Raw genomic sequence first — 17,421 nt, 5'->3', positions numbered from 1 at the left:
CTTCCCTACATCGTAGTTAAGTCATTCTGCTGCCTGTTATACACGATTTTATGTATGATCGAAATATGCGGTTACGGTTATCTGCTCCTCGATTTCATGATGACCCCAAGCAAACCATAGCCCATGGTAACTCCTACCGAGTTCAACATAAAATCATCCACATCCAAGCTTCCCCGTCGCGAGAGCAGCTGTGTCATTTCGAGCACGAATAACCCGGCCAAAAAGTAAGCAAACATCTTACGAAATCGAATTTGAAATGCAAGCGGAATGAGTACTCCAAAGGGTACAAACACAGCGATATTCCCAACGATATTGATCAATGAGCCCCAGCTGCGAATCGGAAAATACCTTGTTATCGTCGAGAATGGAACCAGATTATAACTGAATTCCGGCTGCGTTGTCCTCCCGAATCCCCAAATCATCCAGTATGCTAACAACATGGTGTATCCAATGAGGAGGATCAAGGTGATCATTTTAACATGGGATTTCATGAAGGTCTCCTGTTAAACTGAATTCACACATATTTATCCAATACATAATCCTCGATCATGTCAATATTTCGGCGTTCCTGTGCGTACTGTTTAATGTGTTTCTTGATATTCGGATACAAAATAATGTCGCCCAGCTGCTCAAGCGGAATCCATTTCACATCGGTTTGATTCGGATCTGGCACAGCCGGAAGTTTGGGGGACGATCCTTCATGTGGATAACATTCAAACACGATGTATAGCGTATGAAAGCCCGAACTGTTATCTCTAGACTGTTTATGCGGAGCATTCTCGTACACAAAAGCAACAGGCCCAGTCTGCGCTTCCAGCGTGGTTTCCTCATACAATTCTCTCAAGGCCCCCTCTGCGATCGACTCTCCTGGCTCGGCCCCGCCCCCCGGCAAATTGTAATGCAATCCGTTCTCATCTACATACTCAACCAACAAAACGTGCTCATTCTGAAAAACCAATGCTGTCGGTCTCACCCGAATATGATATGTCATCTTAACCACCTCTCCACACGGCTAACGAATAGCTGCTGAACTTCCTTGATCTGTCTATCATACAATTAACGAGACTAATATGGAAATATTATGTATAATTGCAGGTCAAAAAGGTCATCAGGCGAGACGAGTCACATCGCCCCCCCAACAACCTCCATCCCTCAGGGATTCACATGGCGTCTGTTCCGTTATCGTCCTGTTCGATCGTTATCATCCAGTCTCACGGTTTCACCCGTTTCGCGGGAGACATTCGCAGCCTCCAGAAATCGAATGATCTCCAGCGTCTCAGATAAAGGAACATCCGAGACACCTGTCGTGAACATCCTCATGATCTGTTCCAGCAGACTCGCATAATAGGGTTTGTGATGCGCCATAATGTCCACAAAGCTGCTAGCCTCCACGCGATGAATGGTCATCCCAAATCGATCATTACCTGCACGGTTGCCACGAATTATCCCGATCCTCCCGTCATTCCAAACCGCCGTTAATACCTCATGCAATTCCGTCGCGGCGACATGTACGCTTACGCAACCGGGTCCAAGAACGCGGTAAAGCATCTCCGCCGCGTGGATTCCATACCAAAAAAATCCCGGCTGTGTAGGTTGAAGCGGAAGTGGTCCGACGCAATCCACGCCAATGATATCATCCACACCGCCCCGAGCCAGTTCATCCTGAAGTCCTTGTGCATATCGAAGAGACGAGCTGCTCATAACGGTAACCTGGAACTGCTCCGCCAGTTCGGCAATTTCCACTGCGTCCTTACTGCTCACCGCAAACGGCTTATCGATAAATACCATTTGGCAATGAGGAGCAATCGCGCGAAACAAGGACAGATGCGACCTTCCGTCGACCGCTTCGAGCATGACGGCATCGACCTGTTTGGCCACGTCTTCCGGAGAATCCAATATTTCGGCTCCCCATCCAGCGAGTTCCTTCGTATATCCCTCCACCCGGCTTATGCTAAGTTCGAAGTCTGGGGATCCTCCGGGAAATGCCGCTGTAACCCGTGCGCCGGGAACGTAATAGGGGTGCGCCTTGTCATGCAGCATTTTCGAGAAAATGGAGACATGCGATGTATCCAAACCAATCATACCGATCTTCAAGGTCATAAGTTCATACTCCTTTACCTGCAGGATTTTAGATGATCACGATGGCTTTTCCATTCGCTACGTTACTGAGAGATATCAGCAGCCGGAACATAGGCTTTTCTAACAATCATCATATCACCCTGAACGACTAAAGGACGTGACTTTAATTCGTCTTTTAACCTAAACCTGGATCCGACACAAAAAGACCGCCTCCATCTGTTTATCAGACGTTGGCAGCCTCCTAGCGGACTTATAAATGCGTCGTGCAGTTGTATAAGGGGCAATTCCAGATACTCTACGGCTGCATCCTCCATCTTATCACGATGAGGCGGTTGACCAGAGCCACAAAAGCAAACACAATGGCAAACGTTATAAAGCCCGAGGATACCTGGCATGCCACCGCGGTTGCAAATATAAGAAATTCGATAAGCAGCACCACGGCAAGCGGCAGCTTGATCCTTGCTTTCGGAGAAATGGTCATGCCCCAGATGACGGCTGCAAGCAGTGGAAGCCCAATACCGAGTGCAACCTGTGCCATGAGCCCGGAGCCATAATGGAACCCCCAGTAACCTATCGAAAATAATAGAATCAATTCCAGGATAAATCGGATAGCAAGATTCAGCACTTTGAACATGGTGGGATACCTTTCGTTTCCTGTTGTATTCCTACTGTCAATGCTGTAATCACAGCTCGATTTGCTCCAGGTGATGGATCATATGATCCACATAATCGTTAAACAACCACTCCAGCGTGACCTCCGTTTTATCGGGCAGCACACATTTTTTCTGGAAATCAGACGAATCGGCTTTTTGCATGACACGCAGAATCATCCAGTTCATCTGCTGCCACAGCGACAACACTTCCGTTTGGTCATATTGATCCTGGTAATCGTTCACCCGGACCCAATCGTTCTGCGCGTACCCTTGAATGGCAATCGGATAATCGGAGAGCAAAATTTTTACAAACCGGATATGGTTATTGACTGCCGAATCGCATAGGTGACCCAGGATCTCCTTCTTGGACCATTTATCAGGCGCAAGCTTCAGATTGAACTCCACCTCATTAGTCGCCGTTACAATTTCCGTCATTTCGGCAATCAATGATTCCAATTTCATGATTGACTCCATCATTATCTTCCTCCTAAGAGCTCCTCTCAGCCGATAGGCTTAGAGAGCTTGATTCCATTCTATTCGTGTCGTCGGCATTCCAACGAAATCGCTATATTGCTTGGCAGCTTTCATAAACTCCTCTTCTCGCTCGTTCCTTAGCGAGAACGGACTAAACGTGATTTCGATGCCGCTGCGCTTAATTTCCCGCTTCCAGACACCGACCACTTCGCCGCCTGCCACCATCATGGGTTGAAATACCCCGTTGCGATGGGGAGCGATCTTCGCATCGTGCTCTGTCTCTATGATCGCGCTGCGGTCCTTGTAACCCAAGTAATATTCATCAAAACCCGGAAGCAGAACCACCGAATCCGTATCAGCGGACACGGCCGGCTCAGTAACAGAGCTCCAGTATTCCGTGCCGTTGACAAAATCTAAACGAAGATTTGATTTGACCGCCTCAAAGCCTCGTTTAGCTTCCGTCAGCGTTAACCCGACCCACCATGCAAAATCCTGAATCGTGGCTGGTCCGTGCCCTGTAAAATAGCGAAGCGCCAGCTCCGCCAGCGATTCTTCGAGCGTCAGTTCCCTCGATTTCGGTACCCACTCATCGAGCAGCACGAAGCTTTGCTGTTTGCCTTCATGCGGGCCGAAACAGATCATGCCTGTCCGCCCCAAATATCCGAGAATGTAGTAGCCGCGGCCGTTCTTGGTGCTGATCCCCGCTTCCTCCAGCAGTTCCATTAGTCTGGGACGGGATATGGGTGTACAGCCACTCAACGCATCGCTGATTAGCGTCCTGCACCGATGGAGCGTACCTTCGTCAAGCTCAAGTTCGGCCTGCTTCTTCTTGTCATTCGTTTGAAAGCGCGATTCCGTCAGCTTCACCATCCATTTGGCATCCTCGGACGGTACGAAGAATATCGTCCCTCGCATCGGCCAGGTTAGCACGATTTTGCGATCGTTAAGGGCCTGCTCCACATCGGATACCTTGGCGGACTTCGTACGGAGACCGATTCCCCAGACCGCTTGGTGGTAATCCTGGGCTTGCACAGCGCCGAGATTTCTGACGACTTCCTCCGGAGTTTCATGCTTCATGCCGGTTATCCCTGAATTGAACAGCCTTCGGTTCGCTATGATTCGATTTGGCACAATGGTCACTCTCCTAGGTCATGAATATCTCGCGAGCTTAAAAGCCATCATTATAAGTCCGGAATGGACATCCAGGCTCGATCATTCTGCCAGCTCACCTCGACCGGCGTCTCAAAAAACGAGGTCAAATTGTCGCTGGTCAGCATGTCCCGGGAACGCCCCTTCCCGAACACGGTGCCCCGGCGGATGAGCAAGGAGTGCGAGAAAATCGGCAGTATTTCTTCGATATGATGCGTAACGAACAGCAGGGTCGGCGCATCAGGCTTTGAAGCCAGTGCCGTAATACTGGACAGCAGCGCTTCCCTCGACAGAAAATCCAGTCCGTTACAGGCCTCATCCAGTATCAACAGCCTGGGCGAAGCCATAAGCGCCCGGGCAATCAGCAGCTTCTGCTTCTCCCCTTGCGAACAAGTCTCATATGTACGACCCAGCAGATGAATACAATTAAAATCCTTCATCAGCTGCTCGACCTGTTCCCGGTCAGCTTCATCCACCTTCTGATAAAGGCCGATCGAGGCGTGTTTGCCGCTAATCACGACATCCAGCGTGGATTCGCTCGGCCGGATTCTTTCCTGCAGCGAGGAGCTGACCCAGCCTATCGATTTACGCAATTCTCTTAAATCCACCCTGCCAAAACGATGCCCGAGCACCGAAACCGTACCGCTGGTCGGCCAGATGTAACCATTAATCATATTCAAAATGGTGGTCTTTCCGGACCCGTTCAGCCCAAGAACCGCCCAATGCTCTCCTTGCTGTACGGTCCAATCCACGCCTGTAAGAACGGTCTTCTGCTCCCGTTTCCAGGTTACGTTATTCAGTTCAATCGTCGTGTTCATCACTGCTCCCTCTCCTTCTTCAATCTGCTGCGAAATTTCGTTTCTCTTTTCAAGGATTATACCAGCAATTACATATTCCTCAATAAAAATATGAAATCCAGCCTTGTGATCAGGCTACGATTTGGAATCAAGCGATGAGTGCCAGGCTGGACATTTCATGCCTAAACGAAGATTCTAGTCAATAAATTATATATTGACAAATAATTGTTTTTGTGTTATGATAAAATATTTATCTATTTACATAAATTTGTTGATTTGATAATCTACTTCTGCTCAGTCTTCTCTGGAAGTTGAAATCGGGAGAAGAAATCCCTATATAGTGGAGGTAAGTAACATGTTAATCGATCAAGGCATTGCCATGCTGGAAATTTCCGCAGCCATGATGGGACGTATTGAAACGATCCACCCGACGTTCCTCTGGGATCATCAGAATTTGGTGCTTATCGATACCGGCTATCCCGGACAGTTCGCGCTGATTCAGAAGCAGTTATCGAACATCGGGTTTTCCGTTCAGGACGTAAACAAAATTATTATAACACACCAGGATTTGGATCATATCGGCAGTTTGCCGGCCGTTATCCAACATAGCAAGCGAGCCCCCGAAGTGTTCGCCAGCGAAATCGAAAAGCCTTATATCGAAGGCGATACAAGGCTTGTCAAATTATCGCCCGAGGCTATCGCTCAAGCTATGGCATCGCTGCCGGACAACGTGCCTACAGAGTGGAGAAATGCGTTTAAGCATACCCTCGAGAACCCTCCTACAGCCCCCGTGCATCGTATTGTGCGCGACGGCGAGGAGCTGCCTTTTGGCGGCAGCATTATCGTGATCCATACGCCGGGCCATACCCCCGGCCACACCAGCTTATATCACATACCGAGCAAAACCCTGATTGCCGCGGATGCGCTGAACGTCAGGGAGGGACAACTGATCGGGCCGGATCCGGCAACCACTTTCGATTTGGCGTTAGCCCAGCTCTCTTTGCAGAAGTTCACCCACTATGACATCCGTAACGTGATCTGTTACCACGGCGGATTATTTACGGACAATCCCAACCAGCGCATTCGTGAATTGGCTTATGCTTAAGCGTTTGTTGGTCCACTTTTGGTCATGAAGGCTTCCCTTGTTTATATCCATCGATCCAGCTAATCTCAAGGTACCAAGTATACGTGCCGCCGGCCGGCACTTCGGCCGCTGCCTGACGATGCATGGCATACGAGAGATCATCGAGTTGCCCCGTCGCAGGCTCCAGCGCAAGATGGTACTGTCCTTGATAGCCGCCATAGTTCGCCCAAATCGCTAGATAAGGCACCTGCTCTTTAGGAAACGTCATGCGGAGTCCTTCCCTCGCAAGCGGATCGTAAATGGAGGCTGTCCCCTCCGGCAGCTCGCCTGCAAAATAGAATTTCTCGGCAGTTGCTTCAAGCCTGCTCTCGGTTCGATTCAAGCGGATATGGGGCTTTTCATCCCATGGCTGCGGCCATTTCCGAATATCGCCGAATTCTCCCAATCGACCGTTCGCCGAGTACGATACGATGACCTCCCTCAGCTCGTTGGGAACCATAATCTCTGCGCCTTCATCGATCTGAAACAACGGATGGGCTGCCCACAGGAAAGAGAATGGGAACGGACTCGAATTATGAACGGCATAATCGATCCGCAGGGTATCTTCACGGGGGAAGGAGTAGGTTTTGCGCAGCTGATAAGGGATTCGGATTCCCTGTACGCTGCAATGAAGCTGTTCTTGTTCGCCGCGCGCCTTCCATGGAATGGCCCATACCTCGCCATGATCCGGAAGCTCCGTTCCTTCCCATGGATACGCGGGATACCGGCAGTCATTGATCGTTGGAAACATTTCGTCCCAGCCGCTGCCGTCCCGCTGTCCAAAGGAGCTTGCATACCCGTTCGTTTCCAGAGCTCCAGCAGGCTGCACCAGCCATTCCCGGCCAGTCTTTCGATTGCGAAGCGAGATGACCCTGCTTCCGAGTTCAGGCACCAGGACCATCTCCATAACCTCCGTGCGCCCTGTCCAAACCTCATATTTATCCAGCATCCCTTTGCTCCAGATCATCTTCGTCATCCTCCTCCGTTATAAGTCAAAGGCATTACCCGGAATACACAAATGCTCAAGGACCGTTCATACCGGCCCTTGAGAATAAAGTGTCAATCTTTTACATCAACGTCTTGCAAAGCGACAAATGCAACGCAGCTCCTTGATGGTGAGACTCCAGCTGCAGCACCTCGCGGAACAGCTTCTCCGCGGACTGCCGGTCACCGAGACCAAGATGCCCAAGCCCCATCATGTAGCGGCAATGAATTTCGTTTCTTCGGTCCAGATCTTCATCAAACACCAGGAAGTCCGGCAGCGATACAGCAAAGTAATCGATGCTCTGAGGCTCGAATATATGCTTCTCCCCGTAATCGATCAGCTTGTTAAACCGGCTGCGGGCTTCATTCTCTCGGCCCAGCCTCCGCAGCGCGGCCCCTTGATAAAAAATCATGTGCGGCGGCTGATCGTTGTAATACATTGCACTGGTCGGCTCATCCAGCCCCTCCGAAGCTTTCAGGAAGTACGCCTCCGCCTCTTCGGACAAGCCCAGCCCCTCATATGCGCAGCCCAGGTAATAGTCAATGTTGTTCTCCTGCGCTCCCGTGAGTTTCCCTTCATTGATGTTGAGCGGATACTGCTTGGCAGTAAGGAGCTGCTCTATGGCTTCCTCGCAGTGACGCTCCTGAAGCAGCTGCTTCGCCCGCTCCACACGGGCCAACACATACTGGGCCGGCACCTTGCCCTCGCCGCCTTCCCATGGGTGAAAGTTGCGTTTCAGAATCAATGCCAATGCCTCCTCATAACGATTCAGCGTATTGTGCAGCGTCAAATATTCCAGATATAAATCGTCACGCTGCTCGACCAGCTCCATGTGCTCCTCCATCCTTTTCAAGCGATCGGCTGGAGTATGACCGAGCTTTTTATACAGCTGGTCCAGCTCGTAGAAGACCCTGGCGTCCGCCGGATTCAGCGAGAAGGCGGTTTGCAGGGATGCCAATGCTTTATCGCGGTCCTGCCTCTTGTTATAGTAAGCGAGCGCCAGATTCCGATGCGGCGTAGCGAAGCTGCCATCCAGAGCAACGGAAGCTTCCCAACTGCTTATGGCTTCCTCGTAGCGCTTCTTGTCGTACAGCAGATTTCCTAAGTAGTACATCGCCTTCGCATCCTGCGGCTGTACGCTGAGCGCCAGCTTTAACGTCACGTAGTCATGCAGGGAATTCGGGAAACAGTACGACGGATCGGCCTCCGAGGCCAATCGGTAGCAAGCGGATGCCTCTTCCGCCCGGTTCATCTTCATGAGTGCACTGCCTTGGTAGTAATAAACCATTGGATAGACAGCAGGTGCCGTAAGGCGTTCGAGGCGCTGCAGCACATCCAAAGCGTCGCCATATTGGCCTGCATCCGCATAGTCCTGAGCAACGGCGATATAATTATGCGGATGATCGCGCAGGAGCTGGACAAGTGATTCGTAAGCATGACGGCTCTTGTCCTCTTGCTTCAATTCTTGATATACGGCTGCCAGCTCGTTCATCGCGCCCGCATCCATAGGATCCAGCTTCAGCGTTTCCTCAAGCCATAACGCGGCATCCGCCAAGCGCCCCTGCCTCCTTAAAATGATGCTCTTCAGATGCCGCGCTTTATAATTACGGTACTGGGCAGCCAGGGACCGTTCGATCAGCTCGAACGCCTCCTCATATTCCTGCTTCTCGCAGGCAATCTGGGCTAAAGCCAGATATCCCGCCCCTTGCCAAGCCCCCGACCAGACCGACTTGTACAAATTAGCGTACGCTTCGTCCAAACGCCCCTGCCATTTCAAGGCTTTGCCCAAATGATAGAATGGTTCGCTGTCATAGGGCCGGGCATTGTGGCGGGTCAAGGTTTCAATGGCTTTTTTAAAATAAGTCTCACTTTGCGTGAAGCACCCTCTGCGCAGCAGGAGCAAACCATAGGCATTGTTCAGCCTGACGTCTCCGGCATCGCGCCGAAGACCTTCTATATAATAGGCTTCCGGTTCATAGGTTGCGTGCCTGTACTGCTCCAGATGCTGCCCTGCCAAGAACAGCGCTTCGGTATTCTTCAGCTCCTCCGGCTTGCCAATTGCCGTGGCCGGGTCCGGCGTCCGCTCCAAGGTACGCGGCTTGGGCTGGTAAGCGACCAGTTCTCTGCCGTCCTCAGCGAATACCGCCACCCGCACATCTTCTTCCCTGACACCGGGATCCAGTTCGATCTCGGCCTGGAAGGTGTCGGCTGGCGACAGCTTGACTTTCCGTTCCAAATAGGTGCGTCCCGCTCCGGTCACCAGGATGCGAGCCCCTTCCCTAACCGAGGTGGCATAGACATGGACAACGGCCTTATGGTCTTGAACTTCGAGATTTACGGCGGCATCAATGGACGCGTTCTTCACCAGCCCGATGTCTTTATAGGGCAAGAAGTACTGCTTGAAGCTTTTCTCCTCATACGGTGCCAGCCAGGTGAAATCGGGCTGGTTATCGGTATACACGCCGGTCATGAGCTCGATGTACGGGCCGTCTTCGTCGGTCAAGTTGCGATCCCAGGCTTGGCCGAATTCGCCGTGCCCCCATGTCCACTGTTTTTTGCCGGGGGATATATGTTTATTGGCGACATGCAGAATCCCCGCTTTCAAGCCATGGTCATATCCGCCGACGAAATCATAATCCGAATGATAAGCCATATAGGAAGTCGGAACGGGAATGTTGCGGTACATGGAAATATCGACGCCCGCCGAATAGTCCTGCTTATAATACGTGCCGGTGGCGATCGGGAATTTGGACACGTCCCGTTTCCCGTGGTCGAACACCGCGTGAACATCCGGCGGGAATACGGACTGGGTATGATCGTTGACCGCTACGGCCGGATTCGCCCACCACAGAAAAGTCTGCGGCTCCGAGGTCCGATTGTACATCTGCGCGTGAATTTCAAGATACGCCTTGCCCGGATACAACGTGAAACCTGTAGACACCTTCGTTCCGTACATCCGGTCGATCTCGCCGACCCATACCGTCTTGCTGCCATCCGGATGATTCTCAAGTCTCCACTCTACTTCGCCATAGGTGTTAGGCCGGTGATGCTGCGGCCAGTTGAACTCGATTCCTCCTGATATCCATGGACCTGCAAGGCCAACCAAAGCCGGCTTGATCACTTGATTGTGGTATACAAAATCATAGTTGTTGGTTTTATCGATGGCCCGGTAGATGCGGCCGCCAATCTGCGGCATGATCTGAATCTGCACGTAATCATTTTCAAGGAAAATGATCCGGTAGGGCTTTAAAACTTTCTCATCGTATATTTTATCGATGACCGGCAGCGGATAAACACGCCCCGAGCTCCCCTGATACACCCGTTTCTCCAAAAACATCGGGTTCAGGTCCGGCTTCCCCACTTCATACGTGGGAATCTCCACGGTCTCTTCCCGTACGCTCACTTGCAGCTGTTTTGTCATGATTCGTCATCCCTCCATTGATATCAGCATTGGCTGCTTCATGTCTCTATTTTATAAGCACGTCTGCACGCAGAGCCATTGACGATATCATGTTCATGATGGATTATATTCTGATTATCTTGCTCTCCATCAGGTTGACAAGGCTGCCGTCCCGATACATAGTAAAACTATGGATACCATACGAAAATCAGACGGATTCGAGTCCCAGAAAATCATTGTCCTCCCGGATCATATTATGAAAGAAGCGGCCCGCCATCCGCTTGTGGAACCGCTGCATGTAACCGACATCGGGTACTTTCCGCGCGCGCTGCATCACTACCGGGAACGCCCGGAGGGCAGCGGCGCATACATCTTAATCTACTGCGTGGAAGGTGAAGGCTGGTACCGATTGAACGGTGGCAAAACCTATCAGCTGCTCAAGGGACAGGCGATCGTCCTCCCGCCGGATTTGCCGCATGAATATGCATCCTCGGAGCTTCATCCTTGGAGCATTTACTGGTGGCATATGAAGGGTACGCATGCGGGCCTATTATTTGAAGGCTTTAGCCATTCGGCGGAACCTGCCGTCCTTCCGGTCGACCAATCAAGGAGCATCGTGGAGCTGTTTCAGGAAAGTTACGAGCTGCTGCAAAAAGGGTATACGCTCAACCATATCATCCATGTCTCGCAGTTAGCCGGCCACTTGGCGGCCGTCATCCGCCTCGCCCGGCTCCAACCGCAGCGGGGGCAGGATCAGCATAATAAGCATGACATGGAGCAGACGCTTCGGTTCATGGCCGAGCATCTGGAGGGCCATGTGAGCCTGAAGGAGCTGGCGGCCTACGCCAATCTGTCCATTCCGCACTTCACCTTCCGGTTCAAGGAAGCGACGGGCTACTCCCCCATCGATTACTATCTGCGGCTCAAAATCCAGCGAGCCTGCCAGCATCTGGACCTGACCGGCCAGAGCGTCAAGGAGATCAGCCATCGTCTCGGCTTCCAGGACCCCTACTACTTCTCGCGGCTGTTCAAAAAAATCATGGGAAAATCCCCTTCCGAGTACCGAGATACCCGGAAGGGGTAGGTCACTTATTGCCTCTTAGCTGCAGCGCGTTATTCGTAACGTCGCTGCTTGTTCTTTTCCGGCGTCGTTTCCTCGAAGGACGATGCCCCTGCACTTTCTCCCGAACTCGCTCCTTAATCATTCAATTATGAAAGAATTTGTGCATCTTTCGCCTACAGGCCCGATTTCCATCAGGATACAATGGGAGCTATCAATAGGCGAGAGGTGATTAATCATGAATGCACAAACGGTACAGTCGTCGGACAAGGCCGGACTGTACAAGGGCATGAAAGCGGTTGCCAAAACACTCAAAGGGCGCTGGAACGCGCCGATAGCCGGCTACCTGTTCATCGCCCCCTGGCTGCTGGGCTTTCTTATTTTACAGCTGTGGCCCATTATCCAGTCCTTCTATCTATCCTTCACCGAGTATTCGCTGCTGGAGCCGGCCCGCTGGATCGGGCTCGAGAACTACCAGGATATCGCTCAAGACCGGCTCTTCTTCAATTCGCTGAAGGTGACATTCCTGTACGTGATCGCTTCCGTGCCGCTGAAACTGCTGGTCGCGCTGGTTGTAGCCCTGCTGTTGAACCGGAACATCCGGGGCATATCCTTCTACCGGACGATCATTTACCTGCCGTCCCTGATCGGCGGAAGCTTGGCGGTGGCCGTGCTGTGGCGCAATATTTTCGGCCTGAACGGCTTCATTAATCAGCTCGCGATATGGGTCGGAATCGCCCCCAAAAACTGGATCGGCACCCCCTCCACCGCCCTCGGCACCCTGGTGCTGCTGACGGCCTGGCAGTTCGGTTCATCGATGATTATTTTCCTTGCCGGTCTTAAACAAATCCCAAGCGAGCTGTATGAGGCTGCCTCCGTGGACGGGGCCTCTCCGCTCCGCAAGTTCATCCGGATCACCTTGCCCATGTTATCCCCGGTCATCCTGTTTAATCTGATCATGGGCATCATCAACGCATTCCAAATGTTCACTTCGGCTTTCGTGGTCACGAATGGAGGACCGGTCAATTCAACCGAGATGTTTGCCCTGTTCCTGTACAACAAAGCCTTCGGATCTCTGCAGATGGGCTATGCCTCGGCCTTGGCCTGGATACTGCTTGTTATCATCGGCATCGCCACGGCCCTTAATTTTATCGCATCCAAATACTGGGTCTTCTACGAAACCGAAACGGAGGGCCGCAAATGACGGGTGCTCATAAAAAACAAAACTGGCTGGTCCATGTGCTGATGATCGCATTCTGTTTTGTGATGTTTTATCCCGTGCTTTGGTGGATCGGCGCCTCCTTCAAATCGACGCCGGAAATCAGTCTACCCACCCTGTTCCCTAAGGTATGGTTGTGGCAAAATTATACGGAAGGCTGGATGGCGCTGCCCAAGTATACCTTTACACGCTTCTTTATGAACAGCCTCAAGCTCAACGTGGCGACCACGATTTTACATGTCATTTCAGCCAGCCTGGTGGCTTTCGGCTTCGCTAGACTGTCCTTTCCGCTGAAGGGGTTATGGTTTTCCATCCTATTGATGACCCTGATGCTTCCGGGACAAGTCACGCTCATCCCGCAGTATACGATGTTCCATTCCTTCGACTGGATTAATACGTATCTGCCGTTGATCGTCCCGTCGGCCATGGGCGGAGCGTTCTTTATTTTCCTGATTGTCCAGTTCATCCGCGGCATTCCGCGGGAGCTTGATGAGTCGGCAAAAATCGACGGCTGCACCTGGTTCGGCATTTATTTGCGCATCATCATGCCGCTGACCCTGCCGGCACTCATCACGGTTACGATTTTCTCGTTTATTTGGGGCTGGGACGAATACTTTGGGCCTCTGATTTATCTGAACACCGTGGACAAGTATACCGTCCCGCTCGCGCTCAGGATGTTCATCGACTCCCAGTCGGCCGTTCCGTGGGGGCAGCTGCTTGCCGTATCCCTGCTCTCCGTTCTGCCGCCGGTGATCATTTTCTTTCTGGCGCAAAAGCATTTCGTGGAAGGGATCGCCACATCCGGGCTGAAAGGTTAAGGTTCAGAGCGGTAAACGGATAGCTGTGCCGCGTTATTTCCAACTCTTCTTCAGGTAACGGTTAAGCCGGACAATCGCGATCATCCGGCTTCCGCCATCATGGGCATTGAGGCAGCATTGCGAATGCTGTGTCCTCATGGCTTCCAAAGGAAGGGGAAAACGCATGAATCCGTTTCGCACGTTCCGCATCGATTACGTTTTTTTCTTCAGCTTTGCCGGTTTTATCGCGATCCTCATCACGATTATGATGATTGTCAGCTATCGGTTCTCAGCAGATGAGCAGGCGGACAGCGCCTCCAAGTACCAACAGGCGGTGCTGCAGCAGCTCAACAAACAGCTTACCGACCAGATGAGCGCTGTGGAGCAAACCTCGCTCGCCGTGTCCATCAACTCGCCTCTGGTCAACTATGTAACGATGAAAGGAGATTATTATGAACGCAAGACGGCCAGGGACGAGCTGAACCGGGATTATTTGGCGCCGATGCTGAACAGCTCGCGCTCGATGTTTTCCTTTCAGATTTATATGAGCGATCCGCTTCAGGTCGATCCCAACGCCAACATTCAGTACCTCCCGCTCGCCTCGGCCAGCCGGGAGAGCTGGTATCCGGCCGTCGACAAATCCGATTTTCTCTGGATCGGCCAGCGGGAGGTCGGTTCGCCGCAGGGAAAACAGCAGGTGATCAGCTTTGTCCGTAAAATCACAACGCTGGACGGTGTGAACCGGGGAATTCTGATTATCAATGTCCGGGTTAAATTTCTGCGGGAAATTCTGACGGAAGACAACTCCTCGGCCAGCCGGCTGCTGCTCGACTCCGGCGGCCGGATGATCATGCACACCCGGATTGCTCCGCCGCCCGGGGAAATCAATGCCATCCTGGAGCGGGTCAGCGGGGACACCGGCCATGCGCATCAGCTGCTGGCCGCCGCCGGCTCACTGCCGGAGAAGAACATGCTTACCGTGTGGTCCCGGACGTCCCCGGGCAGCTGGATGCTGGTGGAGCTTACGCCCTGGAAGGAAATCACCAGCGGGAGTGTCCGCCTGGCGTGGACAATGGCCATGGTGGGAGCCGCCGCCATTCTGCTGTCCCTATTCTTCACGTTGTTCCTTTCCCGGAATTTCACACGGCCGATCCGGAGGCTGGTTCAGCTGATGCAGGCGTTCAATCCAGGGAAGCGCGGGCAGCCGCTGCCGACGGAATACCGCAACGAATTCGGCAGCCTGTTCAGCGGCTACCGCAAGCTCACCGAGCGGATCGAAACGCTGTATCAGTCGCTGGAGCAGCAGTATAAAGCGCAGCGCGAAGCGGAGATTAAGGCGCTTCAAGCGATGATTAACCCTCATTTTCTCTACAACACCCTGGATCAGCTGAACTGGATGGCGCTTGAAGCCGGCCAGGAGAAGATCAGCCGCGTGCTCGAGCTGATGGGGCAGATGTTTCGCATCGGCCTGTCGGGCGGCGAATCCATGATTCCGATTCAGGAAGAGCTTCTGCATGTTGATTGCTATCTGAGAATCCAACAGTTCAAGTGGGGCGAAGGATTGGAATGGCACATCGATTGCCCGAAGGAAGTACAGCATCTGATGATTCCGAAGCTGACCCTGCAGCCCTTTGTGGAAAATGCCATTATGCATGGTTTTCATGGCAGACGCCAGGGCCTGATCCATCTGACTTGTGCGGTAGAAGACCGAGGCATCCGGATTTGGATTCGGGACGACGGCATCGGGCTGCGTAAAGACTGGAAAACGCGAAAACGCCATCCGACGGGCGGATACGGCATCCGCAACGTCACCGAGCGCATTCAGGTTTATTTCGGCCCGCCCTTTGGCGTTTCGCTTCGCAACCGTACCGATGCGCCAGGCAGCGAAGTGGAGATCTATTGGCCCAAGCTGAATCAGCAGCGCAATCACGAAGGGGGAAGAATACATGTGGACCATCGCAATCGTGGATGACGACCGGCAAGTGCTCGGCGGCATGTCCCGGCTGATCCCTTGGGAGCAGCTCGGAGTAAGGCCCGCCGGGGAGGCCATGGATGGCGAAGAAGGACTGAGGCTGATTGAAGCAAGCCAACCCGACATCGTCATTACGGATATTTATATGCCGGTCATGAACGGCCTCGACATGATCGAACAGCTCCGTAAGCAGCAGTACACCGGCAAAATCATCATTTTGAGCGGGTACTCGGATTTTGACTACGCTCGTAAAGCGCTGCGGCTGCAGGTCGACGATTATTTGCCCAAGCCGGCCTCACCGACCACGATCCGCGAGGTGCTGCAGCGCGTCACCCGCGAGCTTGCGGAGCGCCGCGCGCTGGAAGACAGGGAGCGGGAGCTTCAAAACCAACTCATGGAGTATGAGCCGTATCTGGAAAGGGAATGGGTCAAATCCGTCCTCACCGGAGGGACTTCCTCCCCGTTGACGGATCCCTCCCGTATGCTGGAGCGGCTCGGGTGGAAGAATGCCCAATTTATGATGCTGGCCTTGGAAATCAAGCGGCAGGGACGCATGGAAGGCATCTCCGTCCGGGATTGGCACCTGTTCCGTTTCGCCGTAGGCAACACGGTGGAGGAGCTGGCCGGGCAGGACGGGCTGCGCAGCTATTTCCTGGAGCTGCATAGTCACCATATGGCACTGCTGCTGTATAAGCCCCTCTCCTGGCCGACGGAAGCGTTCCGCTCGGAAGTTCTGGCGCTGGCAGGGCGAATCATTTCGTCCGTGCATCGATTCCTCAAGGTCAAGCTGCACATCGGCGCCGGTCTTCGCAAGGACGACTGGCTTGCCATCTCCGACTCCACCGAAGAAGCGTTTCAAGCACTCGCCGAGCGTCGCGAACCGGATGTCGCCCTTCCCTGTGTCTACGTATATAACGAAGGCGGCTTCCGGCATACGGCACCACGGAACGTGCGGCCGGTGCGATTTTTCCAGGAGATGACCGACGCCGTGCGGACCTTTGACGAGCCCAGAGCGCTGCTGGCGCTGGACGACTTCTTCCGCAAGGACAGCGGCGCGGCTCAGCTCCAGCCCGACGAGCTTACCGCCATCGGAACGCAGCTGTTTGCCATCCTCTCCTTTACTCTGTATGAGTCGGGTATCCGGCTCGACGATGAGCTGCCTCTTACCGAATTGACCAAAGAACTGGGGCAATTGGAAGATGCCCGGCAGTGGAAGGCATGGGTAGCGGAAAAAGTGAACCGAATCTGTTCGCGTTACACGCCGAATGAAAACCTCAAGCATAAGGAAACGGTCGATTATATCATCCAATACATTCATGAGCATTACGCCGAGAACATCCATCTTCAGGATGTGGCCGACCAGGTCTATATCTCCAAAAACTATCTCAGCACCTTATTCCGCCAGTTTACAGGTGAAACCTTTGGCGATTATCTAACCAGGGTGCGAATGGAAAAAGCCAAGAGCATGGTTCTCGAGAAAAAGCTGCTGATCGCCGAAATCGCCGAGCGGGTCGGTTATCGGAATGTTCCCTACTTTACCACCCTGTTCAAAAAGCATACCGGACGCAGTCCCACCGAGTTCCACAAAGCCTAAACGGATGGTCCCGTTTACTCCTGGCGACTGAGCATCTCGCCCCCCTTTATTCGATCATCGTAAAATACTGAAATGATTTGTTGATTTGTCCCCTACGAGCAGGACCCTGGACTTGGTAC

15 protein-coding genes are annotated in these 17,421 nt (G+C 52.7%); 6 read left to right on the top strand and 9 right to left on the bottom strand.

Annotated elements, in window-relative coordinates; translation table 11 throughout:
- Nucleotides 1-77: 77 nt before the first annotated feature.
- The 7 genes from ACETK5_RS05760 to ACETK5_RS05730 all read right to left on the bottom strand — a co-directional run bounded on the left by ACETK5_RS05760 (nucleotide 78) and on the right by ACETK5_RS05730 (nucleotide 5,173).
- Nucleotides 78-491, bottom strand: coding sequence for a VanZ family protein (locus ACETK5_RS05760; RefSeq protein WP_394054578.1), 414 nt, complete (start codon nucleotides 489-491; stop codon nucleotides 78-80).
- Between the two features lie 23 nt (nucleotides 492-514).
- Nucleotides 515-991 (bottom strand): NUDIX domain-containing protein, encoded by a 477-nt coding sequence (locus ACETK5_RS05755; RefSeq protein ID WP_394054576.1) that lies wholly within the window; start codon nucleotides 989-991, stop codon nucleotides 515-517.
- Between the two features lie 188 nt (nucleotides 992-1,179).
- A complete protein-coding gene (locus ACETK5_RS05750; protein ID WP_394054574.1) occupies nucleotides 1,180-2,100 on the bottom strand; it encodes a Gfo/Idh/MocA family protein in 921 nt (306 codons plus the stop codon).
- A 274-nt stretch (nucleotides 2,101-2,374) separates the two neighbouring features.
- Nucleotides 2,375-2,713 carry a YrdB family protein gene (locus tag ACETK5_RS05745; protein ID WP_326113972.1) on the bottom strand — a complete coding sequence of 113 codons (339 nt, stop codon included), beginning with the start codon at nucleotides 2,711-2,713 and terminating at the stop codon, nucleotides 2,375-2,377.
- 49 nt (nucleotides 2,714-2,762) lie between these two features.
- Nucleotides 2,763-3,206 carry a DinB family protein gene (locus ACETK5_RS05740; RefSeq protein WP_100539470.1) on the bottom strand — a complete coding sequence of 148 codons (444 nt, stop codon included), beginning with the start codon at nucleotides 3,204-3,206 and terminating at the stop codon, nucleotides 2,763-2,765.
- A gap of 39 nt (nucleotides 3,207-3,245) precedes the next feature.
- On the bottom strand, nucleotides 3,246-4,337 hold the full coding sequence (locus ACETK5_RS05735; RefSeq protein WP_394054571.1) for a winged helix DNA-binding domain-containing protein: 1,092 nt from the start codon (nucleotides 4,335-4,337) through the stop codon (nucleotides 3,246-3,248).
- 50 nt (nucleotides 4,338-4,387) lie between these two features.
- Nucleotides 4,388-5,173 (bottom strand): ABC transporter ATP-binding protein, encoded by a 786-nt coding sequence (locus ACETK5_RS05730; protein WP_394054569.1) that lies wholly within the window; start codon nucleotides 5,171-5,173, stop codon nucleotides 4,388-4,390.
- Nucleotides 5,174-5,507: 334 nt separating this feature from the next.
- Between ACETK5_RS05730 and ACETK5_RS05725 the strand changes: the two genes are divergently transcribed.
- Nucleotides 5,508-6,257: an MBL fold metallo-hydrolase gene (locus ACETK5_RS05725; RefSeq protein ID WP_304144217.1), complete on the top strand. Its 750-nt coding sequence runs from the start codon at nucleotides 5,508-5,510 to the stop codon at nucleotides 6,255-6,257.
- Between the two features lie 22 nt (nucleotides 6,258-6,279).
- On the opposite strand, the gene ACETK5_RS05720 is transcribed toward ACETK5_RS05725, so the two are convergent.
- Both ACETK5_RS05720 and ACETK5_RS05715 read right to left on the bottom strand, forming a co-directional pair.
- Complete coding sequence (locus ACETK5_RS05720; protein ID WP_394054567.1) at nucleotides 6,280-7,242, bottom strand: aldose epimerase family protein; 963 nt, start codon at nucleotides 7,240-7,242, stop codon at nucleotides 6,280-6,282.
- A 100-nt stretch (nucleotides 7,243-7,342) separates the two neighbouring features.
- A complete protein-coding gene (locus ACETK5_RS05715) occupies nucleotides 7,343-10,681 on the bottom strand; it encodes a DUF5107 domain-containing protein (RefSeq protein ID WP_394054565.1) in 3,339 nt (1,112 codons plus the stop codon).
- A gap of 169 nt (nucleotides 10,682-10,850) precedes the next feature.
- Here ACETK5_RS05715 and ACETK5_RS05710 point away from each other — a divergent pair, with 169 nt between their 5' ends.
- From ACETK5_RS05710 to ACETK5_RS05690, 5 genes are all read left to right on the top strand, one after another.
- Nucleotides 10,851-11,744 carry an AraC family transcriptional regulator gene (locus tag ACETK5_RS05710; RefSeq protein ID WP_394054563.1) on the top strand — a complete coding sequence of 298 codons (894 nt, stop codon included), beginning with the start codon at nucleotides 10,851-10,853 and terminating at the stop codon, nucleotides 11,742-11,744.
- A gap of 214 nt (nucleotides 11,745-11,958) precedes the next feature.
- Nucleotides 11,959-12,924, top strand: coding sequence for a carbohydrate ABC transporter permease (locus ACETK5_RS05705; RefSeq protein WP_009589829.1), 966 nt, complete (start codon nucleotides 11,959-11,961; stop codon nucleotides 12,922-12,924).
- The gene (locus tag ACETK5_RS05700) at nucleotides 12,921-13,757 is read left to right on the top strand and encodes a carbohydrate ABC transporter permease (protein ID WP_009589859.1); all 837 of its coding nucleotides are present in this window, start codon (nucleotides 12,921-12,923) and stop codon (nucleotides 13,755-13,757) included. The genes ACETK5_RS05705 and ACETK5_RS05700 overlap by 4 nt, the downstream gene beginning before the upstream one ends.
- Before the next feature lie 163 nt (nucleotides 13,758-13,920).
- On the top strand, nucleotides 13,921-15,708 hold the full coding sequence (locus ACETK5_RS05695; RefSeq protein ID WP_394054560.1) for a cache domain-containing sensor histidine kinase: 1,788 nt from the start codon (nucleotides 13,921-13,923) through the stop codon (nucleotides 15,706-15,708).
- Nucleotides 15,683-17,302: a response regulator transcription factor gene (locus ACETK5_RS05690; RefSeq protein ID WP_394054558.1), complete on the top strand. Its 1,620-nt coding sequence runs from the start codon at nucleotides 15,683-15,685 to the stop codon at nucleotides 17,300-17,302. Before ACETK5_RS05695 ends, ACETK5_RS05690 begins: the two co-directional genes overlap by 26 nt.
- Nucleotides 17,303-17,421: the final 119 nt, after the last annotated feature.

Origin of the sequence: Paenibacillus ilasis, from assembly GCF_043195395.1 — a bacterium.
Classification (GTDB): Bacteria; Bacillota; Bacilli; order Paenibacillales; family Paenibacillaceae; genus Paenibacillus_AQ; species Paenibacillus_AQ lautus.
The sequence above is the reverse complement of the archived record's forward strand: the minus strand, read 5'-3'. Positions and strand labels throughout refer to the sequence as shown.

Coding starts and splice junctions, on each gene's coding strand:
- ACETK5_RS05720 (WP_394054567.1), bottom strand. CDS start 7,242: ATGATCTGGAGCAAAGGGATGCTGGATAAATATGAGGTTTGGACAGGG.
- ACETK5_RS05715 (WP_394054565.1), bottom strand. CDS start 10,681: ATGACAAAACAGCTGCAAGTGAGCGTACGGGAAGAGACCGTGGAGATT.
- ACETK5_RS05760 (WP_394054578.1), bottom strand. CDS start 491: ATGAAATCCCATGTTAAAATGATCACCTTGATCCTCCTCATTGGATAC.
- ACETK5_RS05705 (WP_009589829.1), top strand. CDS start 11,959: ATGAATGCACAAACGGTACAGTCGTCGGACAAGGCCGGACTGTACAAG.
- ACETK5_RS05755 (WP_394054576.1), bottom strand. CDS start 991: ATGACATATCATATTCGGGTGAGACCGACAGCATTGGTTTTTCAGAAT.
- ACETK5_RS05740 (WP_100539470.1), bottom strand. CDS start 3,206: ATGGAGTCAATCATGAAATTGGAATCATTGATTGCCGAAATGACGGAA.
- ACETK5_RS05690 (WP_394054558.1), top strand. CDS start 15,683: ATGTGGACCATCGCAATCGTGGATGACGACCGGCAAGTGCTCGGCGGC.
- ACETK5_RS05750 (WP_394054574.1), bottom strand. CDS start 2,100: ATGACCTTGAAGATCGGTATGATTGGTTTGGATACATCGCATGTCTCC.
- ACETK5_RS05695 (WP_394054560.1), top strand. CDS start 13,921: ATGAATCCGTTTCGCACGTTCCGCATCGATTACGTTTTTTTCTTCAGC.
- ACETK5_RS05730 (WP_394054569.1), bottom strand. CDS start 5,173: ATGAACACGACGATTGAACTGAATAACGTAACCTGGAAACGGGAGCAG.
- ACETK5_RS05745 (WP_326113972.1), bottom strand. CDS start 2,713: ATGTTCAAAGTGCTGAATCTTGCTATCCGATTTATCCTGGAATTGATT.
- ACETK5_RS05710 (WP_394054563.1), top strand. CDS start 10,851: ATGGATACCATACGAAAATCAGACGGATTCGAGTCCCAGAAAATCATT.
- ACETK5_RS05700 (WP_009589859.1), top strand. CDS start 12,921: ATGACGGGTGCTCATAAAAAACAAAACTGGCTGGTCCATGTGCTGATG.
- ACETK5_RS05725 (WP_304144217.1), top strand. CDS start 5,508: ATGTTAATCGATCAAGGCATTGCCATGCTGGAAATTTCCGCAGCCATG.